Below are 20,618 nucleotides of genomic sequence, written 5' to 3'. Positions count from 1 at the left end.
AACGGCGTCAGCGCGTGACGAACACCGCCACGGTGCGGGCGGGCACGGTGAACGTGCCGGTGCCCGCGTCGTGGGTGGCGCCGCGCACGACGCGGTCACCGCCCCCGGCCTGGACGGGGTGCAGGCGGTAGCGCTCGCCCTCGGTGCCCGCCACGGTCTGCGTGGTCGCCTCGTCGGAGGCGTTGAAGACCACGACGAGGCCGTCGAGGCGGCGGTCGACGTCGGAGCCGGCGGTGTCGTCGATCCGCATCACGATGACGCCCGGGGTCTGCTCCGGCCCGCTGCCCGGGAAGGAGACCTTCTGCTGGACCTGCTCGGCCGTCTCCAGGTGGAACAGCGGGGTGCTGTGCCGGATCTCGAGGAGTTCCTCGGCGCGCTCGCGGGCGGTGGCGATGTCCGCCGGCGACGGCTTGAGGGCGGGGTCCGCCAGCAGCGGCTTCATGAACTCGTACTTGTCCTCGTTGTCCGGCTTCGGCGGCAGGCCGCGGCCGAACCCGTTCTCCGTGCCGGTGTGGTCGAGGATGTTGAACCAGTCACCGGAGTCGTAGCTGTTGCGGTCCAGGGACTTGCTGCGCAGCTGCTCCCCGCCGGCGTGCCAGAAGGAGATGCCCTGGGCGAAGGCGGTGGTGCTCAGTGCCAGGGTCTGCATCCGGATGCGGTCCGACATCGGGGTGTCCTGCGGCAGCTTGAACGCCAGGGCGTCGTACAGGGTCTCGTTGTCGTGCGCCTCGACGTAGGTGACGACCTCCTGCGGGTCGGCGGTGTACCCGGCGGGCTGCCCGTTGTAGTCCACCTGGGAGCCGGTGACCTGCTCGCCGGTGCGGTCGGTGAAGGTGTAGTCCTTCAGGTTCCCGGTGAGGCCGACGCGGATCTGGTCCTGCGACAGGAGCAGTTCCTGCAGCTGCTGCTCGGCGGTGCCGTTGACGGGCGCGCCGTTGGGGTCGGTGAACAGGCCGCTGGCGAAGCCCTGCACGCGGGGGTCCTCGTCGAACGGGCCGCCGCCGCGCACGGCGTCGCGCAGCCGGTCTGAGAACGTGGCGATCCCGGTGCCGGCCATGTTGAGCTGGGTGGCCTGGACGAACCGGGCGTCGTTCGCGACCTCGCCGAAGTTCCAGCCCTCGCCGTAGAGGACGATCCGCTTGCCGTCGACGCCGTCGCGCTCGAGCGTGAGGGCGTCCAGGGCGGCGCGCACGTCGAGCATGTTCTGCTTGGTGTGGTGGCCCATGAGGTCGAACCGGAAGCCGTCGAGCTTGTACGCCTTGGCCAGCGTCACGACGGAGTCCACCATGAGCTTGCCCATCATGGCGTTCTCGGTGGCGGTGTTCGGGCAGCAGGTGGACGTGGCGACCGTGCCGGTCTGGGCGTCCAGGCGGTGGTAGTAGCCGGGGACGATCCGGTCGAGGTCGTTGCGCCCGCCCTGGCCGGCGTCGGGGGTGTGGTTGTAGACGACGTCCTGGATGACGCCCAGGCCGGTCCGGTTCAGCGACGTGACCATCTCGCGGAACTCGCGGATGCGGGTCGCGTCCTCGGGGTTGGTGGAGTACGAGCCCTCGGGGGTCGTGTAGTGCAGCGGGTCGTAGCCCCAGTTGAAGCCGTCCTGCGCGGCGACCGCGGTGACGCACTCCTGCTGCTGCAGGCTGTCCGGCGGCAGCAGGGCCAGGTCGCAGGCGGGGTCGGCGTGCTGGGAGCGGCGCTCGTCGATGGTGGCGATGTCGTTGACGGGCAGCAGGTGCACGGCGTTGAGCCCGGCCTTGGCGAGGTCCGCGAGGTGTCGCATGCCGTCGCTGCGGCGCTGGGTGAACGCCGCGAAGGTGCCGCGCTGCGCCTCGGGGACGGTCTCGTCCCCGATGGAGAAGTCGCGGACGTGCAGCTCGTAGATCGAGAGGTCCTCGGGCTTGGCGAGGCGGGGCTTCTTCAGCCGGTCCCAGCCCTTGGGGGCCAGCGCGGGGTCCGCGAGGTCGACGAAGAGGCTGCGCTCGGAGTTCGTGGTCAGGCCGACGCTGTAGGGGTCGGTGACGATGTTGCGCTCCACCTGGCCCGTCTCCGGGACGTAGACCTCCACCTCGTAGGTGTAGGAGGCGCCCTTCCAGCGACGGTCCCCGGTGGTGCTCCACACGCCGTCGCGGTCGACGCTCAGCGCGGCCGTGGCGATCTCCTCGCCGGAGCCCGGCGCGTGGACGTGGAGGGTGACGCTGCGGGCCGTGGGCGCCCAGAGCGCGAGGGAGGGACGCCCGTCCTTCCAGCTCAGGCCGAGGGTGCGCTTCGCGGCGCCGGGGTAGAGGTCGTCGAGGACGCCGGGCACCTGGACGCCGGTGGCGGCGACGACCTTCCCGTCGCCGTCGACGGCGGCGACGACGAGCTGGCCCTTCAGCAGCTCGCCGGCCCGGGCGGCGACGTCGCGGGGCAGGCGGAGGGTGTCGAGGGAGCTCAGGTGCGGGAACCGCTGCGCGGCGTCGGCGGGCAGGTCCGCGGACTCGCGGGTCAGCTCGACGAACGTCCCGCCGCTCACCGCGCCGTCCGCGACGGTGAGGGCGCCCTCGGGCGAGGTGTAGAGGCGGTAGGTGGTGCCCTCGGCGGGTGCGCCGGAGTTCCAGGCGAGGAGGTCGGCGCGCAGCCAGTGCGCACCGGCGCCCAGGGCGTCGGCGACGTCGTCCTCGACGACGTGGGTGCTGTGGTCGTACGTGAACGTCACGGGGCCGCCGGGGGCGGTGAGGGAGATGTTGGCTCCGCCGGCCGCGCCGCCTGCGCCGTAGTTCTCCGACCAGGAGCCGTTGAGGGCGACCTTGAAGTCGTACTTCCCGGCGGGCACGTCGAACGTGGCGCGGTAGAGGCCGGGGGAGCCGGCGACGGGCTGCAGGAAGGACTGCGTGCACTCGGGCTGCCAGTCGCCGGGGCAGCCGAGCTCCGACTGGAGGGTGCCCACGAGGGCGACGGACGACGGGGTGCCGGTGTGGTCGGCGGCCGCGGTCTGCGGCAGGGCGGTGATCAGGAGCGGGGCGAGGGCGAGGGCGACCAGGGGACGCGACGCTCGGGGACGGATCACGGAACCTCCTCGGCCGCGCGGCAGCGGGCGGCCAGTGACGGGATCCCCCGACGGGGAAGGGTGCCCCGCGCACGCTAGGCCGGACGAAACCGCCTTGCAAGGAAGCTGCAAAAGTTGCAAGGAGGCGTCGTGTCGCGACGCTGTGCCGCCCTCAGTCCGCGGCGGACGCCGCGCTCACCCTCGCCCGCCGGGCCACCCAGGAGGCCAGGTGGGTCGCGGGCATCGCAGGCGCCACCACCGGCCCCTGCACGGCGGCGACGCCCAGGGCGCGCAGCTCCTCGGCATGCTCCGCGGTGGCGACCGCGCACGCCGTCAGCCGCAGCCCGAGGAACCCGCCGATGGCCTGCGCCAGACCGAGGACGCGGTGGGCGTCGGCGCCCGGCTCGACCGCCTCCGCGTCGAGCTTGAGCTCGGAGACCGGGAAGCCCTCGTGCATCGTCAGGCAGTCCCGGCCACCCGCGAAGCCGTCGACCACCAGGCGCACGCCGTGCCCGGCCAGCCGTCGCAGCTGCGGGTGTGCGGTCCGCTCGTCGGTGTCGTCGGCGTCGACGAGCTCCAGGAGGAGGCGCCGCGCCGGCAGGCCCGAGGCGGCGAGGGCGTCCAGCACCACGTCGGCGAAGGTCGGGTCGGCGAGCTGGCGGGCGGCGACGTCGACGCGGACCTCCACCTCCCCCATGCCGTCCGCGTCGGACCACGCGGCGACCTCCGTGCAGGCGGTGCGCAGGGTGTGCGCGCCGATGTCGCAGATGCGGCCCGAGCGCAGCGCCTGCGGGAGGAAGTCCTCCGGGCGCAGCAGCCCCAGCAGCGGGTGCATCCAGTGCGGGCGTGCCTCCACCGCGACGCAGGCGCCCGTGGCCGGGTCGACGGCCGGCTCGTAGTGCAGGAACACCTCCCCGCGCTCGACGGCGGAGATCAGGTGGTCCTCCAGGAGGCGGTGGCGGGCGACGTCGCCGTGGCGGGTGGGGTCGAACACCTCCACGCGGTTCTTGCCCATCGCCTTGGCGGTGTACATCGCGATGTCGGCGCAGCGCAGCACGTCGCCGGCGGTCAGCGGTGCGCTCCAGCTCGCCACGCCGATGCTGGCGCCGACGGTCACGGTGGCGGCGGAGAGGACCATCGGGTCGGTCAGGCGCCGGCACAGGGCCCGGGCGAGCTCCGCGGCGTCCTCGCCGCCGAGGGAGGTCGGGAGGAGGACGGCGAACTCGTCGCCGCCGAAGCGGGCGGGGACGCTGGCCCCGCCGCACACCTCACGCATGCGGCGCGCGGCCTCGACGAGCAGTTCGTCGCCGGCGGCGTGGCCGTGGACGTCGTTGACCTGCTTGAAGTCGTCGAGGTCGATGTTGAGCAGCGTCACCGCGCCGCACCGGATGTCGATCGCGTCACCGACCTGCTCCAGGAACAGCGCACGCGTGGGCAGTCCCGTCAGCTCGTCGTGGCTGGCCCGGTGGCTCAGCCGCTCGTAGGAGGCGCAGCTCGCCTCGGCGAGGCTGAACTGGTCGGCGAGGGTGCGGTAGCCGTCGAGCACCGACTCGTCCACGCGGCGGGTGCCGCCGAGGAGGAGGAACCGCTCGACCTCCGCGGTGGCGAGGGCCACGCCCTGCCAGTGCCCGACCTGCGGGGCGGCTGCGCCGAGGGCACCGGGGCCCTGCGGCAGCGGGGTCAGGACGTCCGGCGGGAGGGCGTCGAGCACGGCGGAGAGGTCGTCGGGGACCGCCGCTCCCGCGAGCCCCTGCAGGGCGCCGCAGGAGGCGACGACGATCGCCGATCCCGCCCGGCGCTCGACGACGAGCACGGCGGTGCCGGGCGCCAGCTCCGCCAGGTCCTCCCCGGCGGCGGTGACGGCCTCCCGCAGCGCCTGGAGGTCCCGCAGCCTCAGGAACTGGCTCCCGGTGCGGGCGAGCAGGCCCTCGCGGCGGGCGGAGAGCTCCTGGGCCCGCAGGCAGGAGTGGAGGATGCGCATCAGCAGGGCCATGAGCGCCATCTGCGGCAGGTTGCCCAGGACCGCGGGGTGGTGCCAGGGGATGAGCCGCCCCAGCGAGTAGGGGGAGATGGAGACCACCACGGGGATCGCCAGGCCCGCCGCGACGGCGAGGACCGCGCCGCGCCGGTGGGAGCCGTAGAGGCTGAAGGCGAAGATCGCGTTGGAGCAGACCCCGATGGTGGACAGGGGGTCCTGGTGGCTGATCCCCCCGAGGACCATGAGCCCCGGGATCAGCAGCACGTCGCCCGGCACCGGCCGCCGGCGGCGGTAGGTCACGACCGCCAGGACGGCGAGCGCCACCAGGGCCGCCACCCCCGCCAGCCGCCACGGCAGGGGGTGGGGGGAGGCGAGGACGGGCGGTGCCATCCCGAGGAACCCGGTGGCGCCCGCCGCGCAGGCGACGAGGCGGACCCGGTCGAGGGTGCTCCGGCGGCCCCACCTCGAGATGCGCATGCCCGGTCATCGACCCGTCCCGTCCAGGGCTTCATCCCCTGGACGGGTGGTGCTCAGCGGCTGGAAGCCCCGGCCCGCCCGTGCTCGGCCACCCAGGAGGCGAGCTGCGGCGCGGACAGGGCGCCCGCGACGGCGGGACCCTGGACCGCGGTGACCCCGTTCTCGCGCAGGTGCGCGACCTGCTCCCCGTCGCCGACGCCGTGCGCGGTCAGCTGGAGGCCGAGGACGTCGCCGATGGCGCGCACCACCTGCAGGCTGCGCACCGCGTCGGTGGGCGACGCCAGCGTCGCGGCCCCGTCGATCTTGAGCTCGTGGACGGGGAACGCGTTGCGCACCGTGAGCGTGTCGCGCCCGGTGGCGAAGCCGTCGACGCAGATCCGCACGCCCAGTTCGGCGAGGGCGGCCAGTTGCGGGTGGGCGCTGCGCTCGTCGGTGTCGTCGGCGTCGGTGAGTTCCAGGGTGAGCCGCTGCGGGGGCAGGCCCGCGTCGGCGAGCGCGCCGAGGACCCGGCCGGAGAAGGCGGGGTCGGTGAGCTGGCGGGCGGTGACGTCGACGCAGAGCCGGGTCCGCTCCAGGGCGGGGACGCCCGACCACGCGGCCAGTTCGGCGCAGGCGGTGGCGAGCACGTGCGCGCCGATCTCGTTGACCCGCCCGGAGCGGCGGGCCTGCGGGAGGAACTCCGCCGGTGCGAGCAGGCCGAGCAGGGGGTGCTCCCAGTGGGGCTCGGCCTCGACCGCGACGCACTCGCCGGTGACGACGTCGATGCTGGGCTCGTAGCGGACGACGATCTCGCCGCGCTCGACGGCGGAGGCGAGGTGGTCCTCCAGGAGGCGGTGGCGGGCGATGTCGCCGTGGCGGGCCGGGTCGAAGTGCTCGACGCGGTTCTTGCCCATCGCCTTGGCCCAGTACATCGCGATGTCGGCGCAGCGGAGCACGTCGCCGGCGGTCAGCGGTGCGCTCCAGCTCGCCACGCCGATGCTGGCGCCGACGGTCACGGTGGCGGCGGAGAGGACCATCGGGTCGGTCAGGCGCCGGCACAGGGCGCGGGCGAGCTCCGCGGCGTCCTCGCCGCCGAGGGAGGTCGGCAGCAGGACGGCGAACTCGTCGCCGCCGAAGCGGGCGGGGACGCTGGCCGCGCCGCACACCTCACGCATGCGGCGCGCGGCCTCGACGAGCAGTTCGTCGCCGGCGGCGTGGCCGTGGACGTCGTTGACCTGCTTGAAGTCGTCGAGGTCGATGTTGAGCAGGGTGACGCCCTCGCGGGCGGTCTCGATCGCCGCGCCGACCTGCTCCAGGAACAACCCGCGGGTGGGCAGGCCGGTCAGCTCGTCGTGGCTGGCCTTGTGGTCCAGCCGCTCGTAGGCGGCGCGGCTGGCATGGGCGAGGCTGCACTGGTCGGCGAGGGTGCGGTGGGCGTTGAGGACGGCCAGGTGCACGGGGCGTCGACCGCCGATGAGGACGTAGCGGCGGGAGGCGGGGCCGTCGACGCGCAGCACGTACCAGTGCCGCAGGTGCGGGGCGGCGGTGCGCAGCGCCTCGACCGGCTCGGCGAGCGGGAGGAAGGCGGCCTCACCGCACGTGCCGTCGCGCGTGAGGAGCGAGGCGGGCAGGTGGAGCTCGTCGGGGGCGACGACGTCGCCGGCGGAGCTGAGGACGCGGACGGTGTCGCCGTCGAGCTCCACCACCAGGGCGGCGGTTCCGCGGGTCAGGCTGCACAGCTCCTCGCCGGCTTCCCGGCTGAGGCGCCACAGCTCCGGCATGGACGCGGCGGCCAGCAGCCGGCTGCCGGTGCGGGCCAGCAGCGCCTCCCGCTGCGAGGCGCGGAAGTGCGCCCGCAGGGTCGTGAGCAGGATGCGCGTCAGCACGGCGATCACCGCGAGCTGGGGCAGGTTCGCCAGCGCGTGCGGCTGCAGCCACTGGATGACGTCACCGGAGAGGTAGGGCGTGAGCCACAGGGTGGCCATGACGGCGCCCACCGCGAGCGTGGCGAGCACCACGGCGCGCAACCGGCTGCCGTAGAGGGACATCACGAACAGCACGTTCATGCAGATGGCGAGGCTCGCCATGGCGTCGACGAGGTTGACGCCCGCGACGACCATCAGGACCGGCACGAGGAGCGCGTCCAGCGGCAGCGGGCGCGAGCGCCGGTACGTCACGACGGCGATCGCCATGAGGCTCAGCAGCGCGGCGACGCCCACGAGGCGGCGCTGCCCCGAGTAGGGGGCGCCGAGGATGGCGGGGATGAGCAGGGTGAAGCCCATCAGCCCGGCGCCGAGCACGAACCGCCGCATGCGCTGCAGGCCCGTGTCGGGGACCTCGCCCGCATCGGTGGTCGTCATGGGTGGGGCATCGGCGCCCGTTCCCGCCCGCTTGAGGTCGGTTCCGGCAACCGGTCTCGGTGACGGTGTGTAGCTTTACTGCAACAGAGTGTTGTTGTGCGGGGCTTTTTCGGTGAGTGAGAATGCGCTGGTCGCCGGGGCGCGCCGGGCCGCACCTTCGAGATGTCGCCCTGAGCAGTTCCAGGGCTCGGCGGGCCACTCGGGCCGGCCGTCTCGAGGAGGAGAAACCCATGAGTCCCCGTGCCGCCCTGCGCCGTTCCGCCGCCGCCATCGCCCTCGCGGTCCTGCCGCTCTCCCTGGCCGCCTGCGGCGGCGCCACCCCAGGTGCCGCGACCGACGCCGGTCCCGTGAGCATCACCATGCTGGTGGACGGCGACCCGTCCACCGTGGCGCCCGCCGAGCAGCTTGCGAAGGACTTCCAGGCGGAGAACCCGGACGTCACGGTCGTGGTGGAGAAGCGCCCGGGCGGCGCCGAGGGCGACGAGGTCGTGCGGACGCGCCTGGAGGCCGACTCGCCCGACGTCCTGCTCTACAACTCGGGCTCGCTGTTCCAGCAGATCAACCCGTACGAGACCCTGCAGCCGCTGAAGGACTCGGCGCTCCTCGCGGCGGTCGACGCCGACTACCTGTCGCAGGTCTCCGTGGGCGGGCAGCTCTACGGCGTCCCGCTGGGCAGCGCCAACGCCGGCGGCGTCCTCTACAACCGGGCCGTCTACGAGCGCCTCAACCTGCAGGTCCCCGCGACCTGGGAGGAGTTCCTCGCGAACAGCCAGCGGATCCGCGAGGCCGGCATCACCCCGGTCATCCAGACCTACGGCGACCCGTGGACGTCGCAGCTGCTCGTCCTCGGCGACTTCCACAACGTCGCGGCTGCCGACCCCGGTTTCGCCGACGCCTACAGCCGCGGCACGGGGAAGTTCGCCACCCACGCCGCGGCGGGCAAGGGGTTCCAGCACCTGGAGCAGATCCACCGCCTCGGGCTGCACAACGACGACCACGCCACGGCCCAGCTGGGCGACGGGCTGCGCATGCTCGCCCTCGGCGAGGGCGCCCACTACCCCATGCTGTCCGCGGTGGCCACGGCCATCATGGGCATCGCCCCGGAGAGGATGGGCGACATCGGCTTCTTCGCCCTGCCGGGTGACGACGCCGCCGCCAACGGCGCCACGGCCTGGTACCCGCCGGGCCTCTTCATCCCCAAGGCGACGAAGGGCGCGGAGCTGGAGGCGGCGCAGAGGTTCCTCGCCTACGTCGCCAGTGCCGAGGGCTGCGAGTCCATCAGCAAGGCCGCCACCCCCGCCGGCCCGTACCTCGTCGAGACCTGCGAGCTGCCCTCCGACGTTCCCCAGGTCACCCGCGACGTCCAGGCCTACTTCGACTCCGGTGCGCACAGCCCCGCGCTGGAGTTCCTCTCCCCGGTGAAGGGCCCCGACCTCGAGCGGTTCGCGACCGAGGCCGGTTCGGGTGTCCGCTCCGGCGCCGACGCCGCCGCGCTCTACGACGCCGACGTGCGCGCGCAGGCCGGGAAGCTGGGCCTCGAGGGCTGGTGACCCGCGCGGGGGACCGGCCGGAACCGGCCGGTCTCCGCGCCCGCCGCTCTCGGTGGCCGAGAGGGGCCGATGGCCGGGGGGATGGTCCGGGTAGCCTCGCGCAGACGCGCTTGAACCGCTTCAAGGCCGGTCCGCGGGCCGGGTCGACCGTCGCGACGAGGAGGTCCCGGTGGCTCCTGCCGACCCGTTCCCGCTGCCCCGCACCGCCTCGGGGAGCGGGCGCACCGCGCGATCGGGCGGTGACATCCGGGACGTCGCCGCCCGTGCGGGGGTCTCCGTCAGCACGGTGAGCAACTACCTCAACCAGGCGCCGAACATGGCGCCCGAGCGGCGCAGCAGGATCGCCGCGGCCATCGCCGACCTCGGCTACGTCCGCCACGAGCCCGCCCGTCGGTTGCGCGCCGGCAGCAGCCGCGTCCTCGCCGTCGTGGTGGGCGGCCTCGGCACCTCGGCCTCCGCGGGAGTGCTGCGGGGTGCGGAGTCCGCCGCCCAGTCCGCCGGGTTCCTCGTGAACCTGTGCACCAGCGGCGGTGACGCCGAGCGCGAGCGGCGCATCCTCCGCGTCCTCGCCGGGCAGGGCGTCTCCGGGGTCCTGCTCGGACCCACCGCGTCCCCCGTGCAGGAGGCGCTCGCGCTGCTGCGCCGCCACGGCGTCGCCGTGGTGCTGCTCGACGAGACCGACCCGCCCGCCGGAACCCCCTCCGTGTCCGTCGACGACGAGCACGGCGGGCGGTGCGTCGGCCGGCACCTGCGGGAGGCGGGGCACCGGCTGGTCGCCTTCGTCGCGGCCGTCCCCGGCCCGTTCCCCGCCGTGCCCGTGCAGCGCCGCCTGCGGGGCGTGCGGGCGGAGCTCGGCGACCGCGAGCTCGAGGTGGTCGCAGCGCATCCGCTGGAGGCCGCGGGGGGCGGGGTCGTCGCGGAGCTCCTGCGCCGCCCGCCCCGCCGCCGGCCCACGGCGCTGGCCTGCGCCGACGACCGCACCGCCCTGCGCGTGCTGCAGGAGTGCGCCCGCCTCGGGGTCCGCGTCCCCGCGGACCTGGCCGTGGTGGCCTGCGACGACACCGGGTCCGCGGCCTCCGCCGCCGTGCCGCTGACCGCCCTCGTCCGCCCCTCCGCGGCGCTGGGGGGCCTGGGGGTGCAGCTCCTGCTGAGGGCGGCCGCCGGCGAGGAGGGCGGCGGCGCGGACGCCACGCTGCTGCCGCCCCGCCTCGTCGTGCGCGCGTCCAGTGCCGCGCAGCGGGTCCCGCGCTAGGCGAGGGTCAGCACGAGCTTGCCGCGCAGCCCGCCGCGCTCGGTGCGCTCGTGCGCCTCGGCCACCCGCTCCAGCGGCAGCGCCTCCGCGACGCGGGAGGTGAGGCCGCCACCGGCGACGGCGAGCAGCAGTTCCCGCAGGCGGGTCGCGTCGGGGCGGACCATCATCGTCGCCACCCGCACGCCGCGCTCCGGTGCCGGTGCCAGCGGGGTCACGAGGGCGAGGAACGTCCCCGCCTCGCGCACGGCGCTCAGCAGGGGCTGCCCGAGGGCCGCGGCGTCGAGGACGGCGTCCACCCCGCCCGGCAGCAGGTCGCGGACCGCGTCGGCCACCGCGGAGCCGTCCCCGCGGGCGAGGACCTCCTTCGCGCCGAGGGAGGCCACGTGCTCCTCGTCGCCGGTGGAGGCGACGGCCAGGACGTGCAGCCCCGCCGCCGCGGCGAGCTGCACGGCGAAGCCGCCGACGGCCCCGCTGGCGCCGGTGACGAGCAGGGTTGCGCCGGGACGCAGGTCGAGCGCGGTCAGCGCCTGGTCGGCGGTGAGCGCGTTGAGCGGCACGGTCGCCGCCAGCGTCGGCGGCAGCCCCGCGGGAACGGGCGCCACCCAGTCGCGCCGGGCGGAGAGCTGCTCGGCGTAGGCGCCGGCACCGCCCGCCTCCGGCCAGGGCAGCATGCCCGCCACCTCCTGCCCGGCGGGCAGGTCGCCCAGGGGCTCGAGCAGGGTTCCGGTGAAGTCCCAGCCCAGGACGAGCGGCGGGGTGATGCCGGGGACGACCTGCTGGAAGCCGCCGCTGCGGGTGAAGGCGTCCACGGGGTTCACCGTGGCGGCCCGCACCGCCACCCGCGCGGTCCCCTCCGCGCTGCGCGGTTCGGCCCGCCGGACCACCTGCAGGACCTCGACTCCGCCGTACTGCTGCACCTCGACGACGCGCACGTCGCCACCTCCGTCCGTCCGGCCCCTCCCGGTGAGGGGCTGCGTCGGTATCCTGTGGTTCCCAGGTCTCTGCGAGTAAGCAGGCACCTGGAAGTGCCTAGGAGAGGTGGGGGAACCCGTGACGAGGACCGCGGAGCAGCGCCGGACCGACGCGAAGGTCGTCTACGACGCCTACATGGCCCTGTGCCCCACCCGGCAGGTGATGGCCACCGTCGGGGACAAGTGGGCCGGCCTCGTCGTCAACGCCCTCGCCGACGGCCCCCGCCGCCACGGCGAGCTGCGCACGAGGATCGCCGGGGCCAGCCAGAAGATGCTCACCCAGACCCTGCGCGCGCTGGAGCGCGACGGCCTCGTCACCCGCACGGTCACCCCGTCGGTGCCCGTGCGCGTCGACTACGAGCTCACCGCGCTGGGCCGCAGCCTCCTGCCCGTCCTCCAGGCCCTCAAGGCGTGGTCGGAGACGCACATCGAGGACGTCCTCACCGCCCGCGAGGCCTACGACGCCCGCGAGGCGGCGAACGCCTGAGCAGACGGGGTCCGCGGGCGCCTCAGGGCTGGCGGCGCTCCACCCGCCAGCCGCCGGGGTCGTCCAGCGCCGGGTGCTCCCGCACCGCCACGAACACCAGCCGGTCGTGCAGCCGCGACGGGCGGCCCTGCCAGAACTCCACCTCCCGCGCCCGCACCAGGTACCCGCCCCAGTGCTCCGGCAGCGGCACGTCGTCGGCGCAACCCGTGTCCGGCCACCGCGCGGTCAGCTCCGCCCAGCGCCCGCGCACCTCGTCGGCGGAGGCCGCCGGTGCCGACTGCGCGCTCGCCCACGCCCCGATGCGGGAGCCGTACGGCCGCGAGGAGAAGTACGCCCACGACTCCTCCCGGGACAGCTCCACCACGTCCCCGACCACGGCCACCTGCCGCTGCATCCCGACCCACGGGAACACCAGCCCCACCCGCGGCTCCGCCGCCATCGCCCGCGCCTTGCGCGACGTGCGGTTGGTGTAGAGGGAGAAACCGCGCGCGTCGGCGCCCTTGAGCAGCACCGTGCGCGCGCTCGGCCCGTCCGGCCCGCCCGTGGCCAGCACCATCGCGTTCGGCTCGGCGATCCGCGCGTCCACCGCCGCCGAGTACCAGCGGTCGAACTGCGCCAGCGGCGAGGGCGCGAGGTCCTCGACCCTCAGCGGGACGTCGGCGTAGGCGACACGGCGCGCGGCGGGGTCCTCCACGGGCGCCATCCTGCCGCGTGCCCGTCCCCCTGGGCGGGCAGCGCGGTCGCCTCGGAGCGGCGCGCCACGACCAGGCAGGCCATGACGACCACCCCCACCGCCGCGGCGAGGCTGCGGTACGTGAAGAAGGCGTGGATCTGGGAGTGGTTGCTCATCACCTCGTACCAGACCGGCACGACGAGCGCGGGGGCGGCGAGCACCGCGGCCGTGGCGAGCGCCGCCGGGCCCCGCCGCGCCACGGCCACCGCCACGGCGGCCAGGGCCACGACCGCCGCCACCACCAGCAGCGGCCGCGCCGTCGCGGTCGTGTCCAGCCAGTGCTGCCAGTTCGCGCGCAGGCCCGCGCCCAGGGCCTGGGAGACCATCGCGCCGTTGTCGCCGTTGACGCGGAAGCGGCCCACCTCCGCGACCCGGGAGAACACCTCCGGGCCGTGCACGAGCGCGGCGACGACCCAGCGCGAGATCCACGTCAGCGCGAACGCCGCGGGCCAGGCGATCCCCGCGGCGAGCACCACCCGCGCCGTCGGCCACCACAGCGGGCGCGCGGTGAACGCCACGGCCCCGGCGACCGCGGCGCACAGCGCCCACGCCATCGGCGGCACCGTGAGCAGGTCCACGTAGCAGAACAGCGCCCCCGACGCCCCGGTGCCGACGGCGGCGCCGCGCCAGCCCCTGCGCGCCGCCACCGCGGTCAGCGCCACCCCCGCGGCCACGGCGGCCAGCGCGATGCCGTGGCTGAACGCCGTCGAGGGCATCGCGGCCGCGTTCGTCGCCGCGGCCAGCGGCACGAGCAGCGCCAGCGCGGGACCGCGGCCCGCGCGCCGCGCCACGGCCGCGAACGCCGCGACCGTGGCGGCCGCCAGCAGCCCCGCCGTCACCAGCCGCACCCCCGGCACGCCGAGGGCCGCCAGCGCGGGTCGGGTGAGCACCGAGTAGCCGTTCCAGTAGCGGAAGTAGGTGGCCGGGGTCAGCAGCGTCCCGCCCGCGGCGAGGTGGCGGATCTCCCCGGCGCCGTCCTCGCAGGAGCTCAGGCGCGGGCCGCCCGTCGCCCGGTACCAGAGGCCGCGGGGGTCGCCGGGGGAGCTGACGCCGTAGCCGAGGACCACGCACTCGGTGAACCGGTCCGCCTGGCCGCCGAAGCCGTCCGGCGCGTACGGCGTCCCGTAGTCGCCCGTCTGCACGGCCGTCGCCAGGTGCGCGACGATCGGCCGGTTCGGCACCGCCTGCGCCGCGACGAGCAGGAGCAGGAGCACCACCTGGAGGGCCAGCAGCCCCGCCAGCGCCTTCGCGGCGAAGCGCAGCAGCGGCCTCATCCCCGGAACCGGCCCTGCGGGGCGGCCGGGGCGGGCACCACCGACGGCGGCCGCGGCGGGGCGGGGTGGCGCAGGTAGGTCAGGCGCATCGTCTCGTCGGCGGCGCGGTGCACCGCGTCCAGCACGATCCCCACGGCCACCACCAGGGCAGCGATCATCGCGAGCCCGGAGGCGAGGATCGCGGTGGGGAAGCGCGGCACCAGGCCCGTCTCGGCGAACTCGACGACCAGCGGGATGCCCAGGACCAGCGACACCGCACCGATCAGCCCGCCCAGCAGGCAGTGCACCGCCATGGGCCGCCGGTAGCGCGCCAGGCGCAGGATCAGGCGCAGGATCCGCCACCCGTCGCGGTACGTGCGCAGCTTGCTCTCGCTGCCCTCGGCGCGGTCGCGGAAGCCCACCGGCACCTCCCGCTGCGGCACCCGCAGGCTCACCGCGTGCACGGTCAGCTCCGTCTCGATCTCGAAGCCGCGCGAGATCGCCGGGAACGACTTCGCGAAGCGGCGGGAGACCACCCGGTACCCGCTGAGCATGTCCGCGACGGGGGTGCCGAAGACGCGGCTCACGACCTCGTTGAGCGCCCGGTTGCCGGTGGCGTGCCCCGGGCGGTACGCCGTCGCGGTGCCGGCCTGCCGCACCCCGACGACGTGGTCGTAGCCGCCGGTGAGCAGGACCCGCACCAGATCGCCCGCCACGCTCGCGTCGTAGGTGTCGTCGCCGTCGATGAGGACGTAGACGTCCGCCTCCAGGTCCGCGAAGGCCCGCCGCACCACGGTGCCCTTGCCTGGGCGCTCCTCGTGGCGCACCTGCGCGCCGTGGCGGGCCGCGACCTCGGCCGTGCCGTCGGTGCTGCCGTTGTCGTACACGACCACGTCGGCCCCGGGCAGTGCGCGGCGCAGGTCGTCGACGACCTTGCCGACGGCCGCCGCCTCGTTCAGGCAGGGGACGACGACGGCCACGCGCGGCGCGGCCGTGGCGCTGGGCGGAGGGGCTGCGGACACCGCAGGACGATAGCCCGCGGGGAGCCCGTGGGAGTGCCGCGGCTCGGGGGAGTCCCCGACTTCCCCGCGCGGAGCGCCGCGCGGTGCGTCAGCGCACCTGCCCGGTCGCGAACAGGAAGGTCAGGGAGCCCCCGGTGAAGTCCTGGCGGACGCCGCCGCGGACGGGGTACTCACCGGTGCGCGGGTACCCGAGGCGTCCGGTCTCCCAGCCCTGCCGGGACCAGGTGTCGCGGATGGCTCCCTTGACGACCTGCGCCCCGGTGGCCGGCGACCAGTAGACGGACCCGTTCTCGAAGTGGGTGAACGCACCGCCGCGCAGGGCCACCTCGTCGGTGGTGGGGAAGCCGAGGGACGAGTTCTCCCAGCCCTGCCGGGCCCAGGCGTCGCGGATGGCGCCGCGGACGACATGGGCTCCGGTGGCCGGCGACCAGTACACGCTGCCGCCCTCGAAGTGGGTGAAGCGGCCCGGCTTCGTCGGGGTGGAGAGCTCGTCGGTCGTCGGGAACCCGAGGGCGCCGTTCTCGTGCCCCGTGGCGCGGAAGCGCTCGAAGATGGCGCCCTGCACCGCGTGGGGGGCTCCGCCGTCGCGGGCGAGGATCTGGCCGTTGGCGAAGGACTGCCCGGTGCCGCCCCTGGCGAGGCGGTAGGGGCCGCCGGTCGGCGTCCCCAGGGCCGGGGTGCGCCGGGCGAGGTCGCTGATGGGGCCGCTGCCGGGCAGCGGAGCGGGAGCCGGCGCGGGAGCCGGCGCGGGCGCGGGAGCCGGAGCGGGAGCCGGAGCGGGCGCGGGAGCCGGAGCGGGCGCGGGAGCCGGTGCCGGTGCCGGTGCGGGAGCCGGAGCGGGCGCGGGAGCCGGCGCGGGTGCGGGAGCCGGCGCGGGTGCGGGAGCCGGTGCGGTGACGCTCACGCTCACGCTCGCGCTGGCGGTGCCGCCGTGGCCGTCGGTGACGGTGTAGGTGAAGGAGTCCGTGCCGGAGTGCCCCGCGCCGGGGGTGTAGTAGACGCTGCCGCCGTCGAGGGCGGTGGTGCCGTGGGCGGCGGAGCCCACGGACAGGACGCTCAGCGGGTGGCCATCGGGGTCGGAGTCGTTGGCGAGGACCTCGACCCTGGTGCGCGAAGCGCCGGCCGCCACCGTCAGCGCGTCCCCGGTGGCCGTGGGCACCGCGTTCGGCGGGGCGGCCAGGAGCCGGCCCGCCTGCACGGCGGCGTCCGCCTGCAGCAGGCCCGCGCCGAAGTGGTCGTCGCGTCCTGCGGCCCCGAGGTCGTGGGCGCTCGTCGTCAGCGCCGCGGCCACCTGGTCCGGTGTGAGCGTCGGCGCAGCCGCCAGCACGAGCGCCGCACCCGCGGCGACGTGCGGCGTGGCCATGGACGTGCCGCTCATGATCGCGTAGGAGGCGTCCTTGAAGGTGGAGACGATGTCGTCACCGGGAGCGGCGATGTCGACCTGCGGGCCGTACTGGCTGAAGCCGGCACGCGTGTCGCTGCTGGTCGTGGCGCCGACGGCGATCACCTGGGGGAGCGCCGCCGGGTGCAGGAGCGGGTTGCCCTGCTCGGCGGAGTTGCCCGCGGCGGCGACGACGACCACGCCCTGCTGGCGGGCGTGGTCGATCGCCTCGGTCACCGCACGGTCCTCGCCGCCCATCGTCAGCGACATGTTGATGACCTTCGCGCCGTTCGCCACCGCCCACAGGATCCCCTCCGCGATCCACGTCGAGCTGCCCGAGCCGGTGTTGCTCAGGACCTTGACGGGCTGGATGTCCACGCCCGCGGCGATGCCGTTGACGCCTCCGTTGCCCAGCGCCGCGCCGATCGTGCCCGCGACGTGCGTGCCGTGGCCGTGCAGGTCCGCCCGCTCGTCGCCGTCGTCGTCGGTGAAGTCGGCGCCGGCGACGACGTGCGGCAGGTCCGGGTGCACGGCCGTGCCGGTGTCGAGGACCGCGACCTTGAGGAAGCGCAGGCCGGAGGCCAGCTCCGACGCCACCGCCCCCGACCGCACCCGGACGTCTCCCCACTGGAGGGGCGTGTAGTCCGGCTGCGTGGCGAGGCGGGCGGTCTGCGCCCGGTCCGCCGCCCGCACGCTCGGCTGGGCCTCGAGCAGGTCCGCCGTCGCAGCCGCCCCGGCCGCGTCGGACGTGACCGTCACCACCCGGGGCCCCGAGGCGGTCTCGACGAAGGCGTTGACCACCACCGAGGTGCCCTGCGTGAGGTCCGAGAGGGCGCGGACCTCGGCGGAGGACAGCTCCGCCCGCACCTCCGCCGGCAGCGAGGCGACGTCGCCGGACGGGGCGGCGTGGGCGGGGGCGACCGGCAGCAGGGTGCAGGCGACGAGCGATGCCGCAGACAGCCTGCGGCCGCGGGCCGCGGTCGCAGGCCGACCGGTGCGCGGGTTCCGGGGGTCCATGGTGCTCCCTGCTCAGGTTGCTTCCGACGCCCCGGGTCGTCCCGGGGCTCCTCGCCACCTGGGCTTCGGCAGGGTGCGGACGCAGCTGGCTAGGCCCTCCGGATGACCCGCGTTCGGCCTACCGCGCGCCGAGCCCGGGGATCAGGCCGCCGCGGAACGCGTCCACGAACAGGGCGTGGTCGGCGCGGACCCGGGCGCCGTACTCGTGCGCGAACCGCACGACGTCGGCCACCAGCTCGTCGTCGCGCTCACCCACCACCGCGGCGATCGCATCCTCCACCTGGAACTCCACCAGCGGCGTCGTCGCGTCGTCGACGTCGGAGACGCAGTGGGCCTTGGCGGTGGCCCGGCCCAGCTGCGCCAGCGTCTCGGCCAGGTCGTCCACCTCCGTCAGCTGCGACCAGTCCAGGTCCGTCTCGTGGGGGGAGTACTCCGACACGACGAAGCCGATCCCGTCGTAGGGGCCGCCCTCCATCCGGCACCACCCCGACCACGGGTCGGCGTGCGCCTGCAGCGCCCGGCGCGACACCGTCGTGCGGTGCCCCTGGTGCTCGAAGCACTCCCGGGCGCGGGGGTCGTCCACCACCCGGCTCGCGGCGGGCACGCCGCCCTGCTTCACGGTGAGCACCACGTCGTTCTCCAGGGCCTCGGACGTGCCCTCCACGAGCAGGCTGTACGCGGGCAGGCCCGCGCTGCCGATGCCGAAGCCGCTCTTGCCCACCACGTCTTTGATCGCGTACGTGCCGCTGCGGAACCGCTTCGCGGGCGGGATGGTGTCCAGGTAGCGGCGGTAGGCGGACTCCACGACGGCGCGCTCCTCCGCCTCCAGGACGCGCACGGTCGGACCGTGGCGGAACCGGCGGTCGTAGCCGTCCTGCACCTCCGCCACGACGCTCACCCGGTCCAGCAGGGACACCCGCGTCGACTGCTGCGCCTCCAGCAGCGCGGCGCGCACCGCGCCCGTGGCCGTGCCGAGGCGCAGGGACCACTCCTCGTCGCCCTCGCAGCGCGCGAACCAGCGCACCTGGTCCAGGTAGGCGCGCACGTACACCTCCACGAGGGAGCTGATGTCGTCGTCGGAGAGCGCCTTCGTCCAGCCGAGGAGCGCGATGCTGGCGGCGAGGCGCTGCAGGTCCCACGTGAAGTGGCCCAGGTACGCCTCGTCGAAGTCGTCGAAGTCGTTGACGTCGAAGACGAGGCGACCGGTGCCGTCCATGGCGGTGCCGAAGTTCTCCGCGTGCAGGTCGCCCTGGATCCAGACCCGGCTCGTCCGCTCGTCCGCCCACCGGTCCTCCCGGTCCGCGACGTCGGCGAAGAACAGGCAGGCGGTGCCGCGGTAGAAGGCGAACGGGTCCGCCGCCATCTTGCGGAACTTGTGGCGGAACGCGGCCGGGTCGGCGGCCATCAGGTCCGCGAAGGCGTCGGTGAGGACGTCGATGATGGTGCTGGTCCGCTCGTCGCGCTCGGAGGCTGGCGTGGTGTCGGGCACCGGCCCAGCCTGCCACCCGCACCGGACGTGGCGGGGCGTTCCCGCGCAGGACGTCGCGGCGGGGACGTTCCGCGCACGACACGCCGGTGTCGTGCAGCGCAACGTCCCCGCCGGTGGCCGTCGGGCCGCGGGTGCGGCGCCTCAGCTCCGGGCGACCGGCCGGGGTGCGCCGGCCGTCGCGTCCACGGCGTCGACGGGGCTGTCGGCGTCGGGCGCCCGCCCGGCGGCGCGCAGGTGCGCCGGCGCGAACGCGCGCATCAGGTGGTAGCCGACGAGGACGATGAGCGTTCCCAGGGCGATGCCGGTGATCTCGAAGTTCTCGGTGATCCGCAGCGGCACGTTGCCCGCGCCGACGATGACGCCCGCCGCAGCCGGCACCAGGTTGAGCGGGTTGGAGAAGTCGACCCGGTTCTCGACCCAGATCTTCACGCCGAGCAGCGCCACCATGCCGTACAGCACGACGGTGATGCCGCCGAGGACACCGCCGGGCGTGGCGGCGATGAGCGCGCCGAACTTCGGGCAGAACCCCAGCAGGAGGGCCACCGCCGCCGCCACGTAGTAGGCGGCGGTGGAGTAGACGCGGGTGGCGGCCATGACGCCGATGTTCTCCGCGTACGTGGTCGTGGGGGAGCCGCCCACCGACGACGCCAGCGCCGTGCCGATGCCGTCGGCGAACACGGCCCGGCCCAGGTACGGGTCCAGGTCGGTGCGGGTCATCGCCCCGACCGCCTTGACGTGGCCGGCGTTCTCCGCGATGAGGGCGATCACCGCGGGCAGGGCCACCAGGATCGCGGCGCCCTCGAACGACGGCGCGTGCAGGTCCGGCAGGCCGATCCAGGCGGCCTCCGCGACCGCCGACAGGTCCACCCGGTCGTGCGCGACCACCTCCCCGGCGCCGGTGGGGGAGGTGATGGGCCCGGCGATCCGGTCCAGCACCCACGACAGGACGAAGCCGAACACCAGGCCCACGAAGATGGCGATGCGGGCGAGGAAGCCGCGCAGCAGCACCGAGCCGGCGATGACGACGAGCATCGTGACGAACGCGACCCACTGGTCCTGCGGCCAGTAGATGCCCGACACCACCGGCGCCAGGTTCAGGCCGATGAGCGCGACGACCGCGCCCGTGACCACGGGCGGCAGCACCCGGTTGAGGGCGTTGCCGCCGACGACGTGGATGAGGACGCCCGTCGCGGCCAGCGCGAGGCCCGCCACGAGGATCGCGCCGGTCACGGTGGAGCTGTCACCACCGGCGAGGCGGATCGTCGCGACGGCCCCCACGAACGAGGCGCTCGTCCCCAGGTAGCTGGGGACCTTGCCCTGGACGATGAGCAGGAACAGGACCGTCGCCACACCGGACATCAGGATGGCGAGGTTCGGGTCGAGGCCCATGATGACGGGGAAGACGAACGTGGCGCCGAACATGGCGACCACGTGCTGGGCCCCGATGCCGACGGTGCGGCCCCAGCTGAGGCGTTCGTGGGGGGCGACGGACTCCCCGGGGGGCGGCGTGCCGCCGTCCCCGTGCAGGGTCCACCCGAATCCGAGGTTCATGGCTGCGGCTCCGTTCGGCGAGTGCGGGCGGGGATGCGGACGGCACCGGCGCTGCGTCCGGCCGGGAACGTACCGCGCGGCGGGTCGCTCACCCGG

General features: G+C 75.1%; 13 protein-coding genes. 3 read left to right on the top strand and 10 right to left on the bottom strand.

Going from position 1 to position 20,618, the window contains the following annotated elements; translation table 11 throughout:
* Positions 1-7: 7 nt before the first annotated feature.
* The 3 genes from pulA to CLV92_RS07520 all read right to left on the bottom strand — a co-directional run bounded on the left by pulA (position 8) and on the right by CLV92_RS07520 (position 7,816).
* Entirely contained in the window at positions 8-3,043 is a 3,036-nt protein-coding gene (pulA, locus tag CLV92_RS07530; RefSeq protein WP_211290952.1) for a pullulanase-type alpha-1,6-glucosidase, read from the bottom strand.
* Positions 3,044-3,194: 151 nt separating this feature from the next.
* Entirely contained in the window at positions 3,195-5,477 is a 2,283-nt protein-coding gene (locus CLV92_RS07525; protein ID WP_104432184.1) for a putative bifunctional diguanylate cyclase/phosphodiesterase, read from the bottom strand.
* 53 nt (positions 5,478-5,530) lie between these two features.
* Positions 5,531-7,816: a putative bifunctional diguanylate cyclase/phosphodiesterase gene (locus CLV92_RS07520; protein WP_104432183.1), complete on the bottom strand. Its 2,286-nt coding sequence runs from the start codon at positions 7,814-7,816 to the stop codon at positions 5,531-5,533.
* A gap of 230 nt (positions 7,817-8,046) precedes the next feature.
* On the opposite strand from CLV92_RS07520, the gene CLV92_RS07515 reads away from it, so the two are divergent.
* Positions 8,047-9,366: an ABC transporter substrate-binding protein gene (locus CLV92_RS07515; protein ID WP_104432182.1), complete on the top strand. Its 1,320-nt coding sequence runs from the start codon at positions 8,047-8,049 to the stop codon at positions 9,364-9,366.
* Between the two features lie 169 nt (positions 9,367-9,535).
* Positions 9,536-10,618, top strand: coding sequence for a LacI family DNA-binding transcriptional regulator (locus CLV92_RS07510; RefSeq protein WP_104432181.1), 1,083 nt, complete (start codon positions 9,536-9,538; stop codon positions 10,616-10,618).
* Here the strand turns inward: CLV92_RS07510 and CLV92_RS07505 are convergent.
* A complete protein-coding gene (locus tag CLV92_RS07505) occupies positions 10,615-11,550 on the bottom strand; it encodes an NADP-dependent oxidoreductase (protein WP_104432180.1) in 936 nt (311 codons plus the stop codon). The two genes, CLV92_RS07510 and CLV92_RS07505, sit on opposite strands and share 4 nt — an antisense overlap.
* A gap of 175 nt (positions 11,551-11,725) precedes the next feature.
* On the opposite strand from CLV92_RS07505, the gene CLV92_RS07500 reads away from it, so the two are divergent.
* Positions 11,726-12,076, top strand: coding sequence for a winged helix-turn-helix transcriptional regulator (locus CLV92_RS07500; protein WP_104432294.1), 351 nt, complete (start codon positions 11,726-11,728; stop codon positions 12,074-12,076).
* Positions 12,077-12,098: 22 nt separating this feature from the next.
* On the opposite strand, the gene pdxH is transcribed toward CLV92_RS07500, so the two are convergent.
* From pdxH to CLV92_RS07470, 6 genes are all read right to left on the bottom strand, one after another.
* A complete protein-coding gene (pdxH, locus tag CLV92_RS07495; RefSeq protein ID WP_245886546.1) occupies positions 12,099-12,779 on the bottom strand; it encodes a pyridoxamine 5'-phosphate oxidase in 681 nt (226 codons plus the stop codon).
* The gene (locus tag CLV92_RS21350; RefSeq protein ID WP_104432178.1) at positions 12,722-14,083 is read right to left on the bottom strand and encodes a hypothetical protein; all 1,362 of its coding nucleotides are present in this window, start codon (positions 14,081-14,083) and stop codon (positions 12,722-12,724) included. Before CLV92_RS21350 ends, pdxH begins: the two co-directional genes overlap by 58 nt.
* On the bottom strand, positions 14,080-15,084 hold the full coding sequence (locus tag CLV92_RS07485; protein WP_104432177.1) for a glycosyltransferase: 1,005 nt from the start codon (positions 15,082-15,084) through the stop codon (positions 14,080-14,082). Before CLV92_RS07485 ends, CLV92_RS21350 begins: the two co-directional genes overlap by 4 nt.
* A gap of 88 nt (positions 15,085-15,172) precedes the next feature.
* Positions 15,173-17,482 (bottom strand): S8 family serine peptidase, encoded by a 2,310-nt coding sequence (locus CLV92_RS07480; RefSeq protein WP_104432176.1) that lies wholly within the window; start codon positions 17,480-17,482, stop codon positions 15,173-15,175.
* Positions 17,483-17,600: 118 nt separating this feature from the next.
* Complete coding sequence (locus CLV92_RS07475; RefSeq protein ID WP_104432293.1) at positions 17,601-18,887, bottom strand: DUF2252 family protein; 1,287 nt, start codon at positions 18,885-18,887, stop codon at positions 17,601-17,603.
* Between the two features lie 225 nt (positions 18,888-19,112).
* Positions 19,113-20,522: a uracil-xanthine permease family protein gene (locus tag CLV92_RS07470; protein ID WP_104432175.1), complete on the bottom strand. Its 1,410-nt coding sequence runs from the start codon at positions 20,520-20,522 to the stop codon at positions 19,113-19,115.
* Positions 20,523-20,618 lie beyond the last annotated feature (96 nt).

The sequence above is a fragment of the Kineococcus xinjiangensis genome, assembly GCF_002934625.1.
Classification (GTDB): Bacteria; Actinomycetota; Actinomycetes; order Actinomycetales; family Kineococcaceae; genus Kineococcus_A; species Kineococcus_A xinjiangensis.
This window is presented reverse-complemented; position numbering and strand designations above follow the sequence as displayed.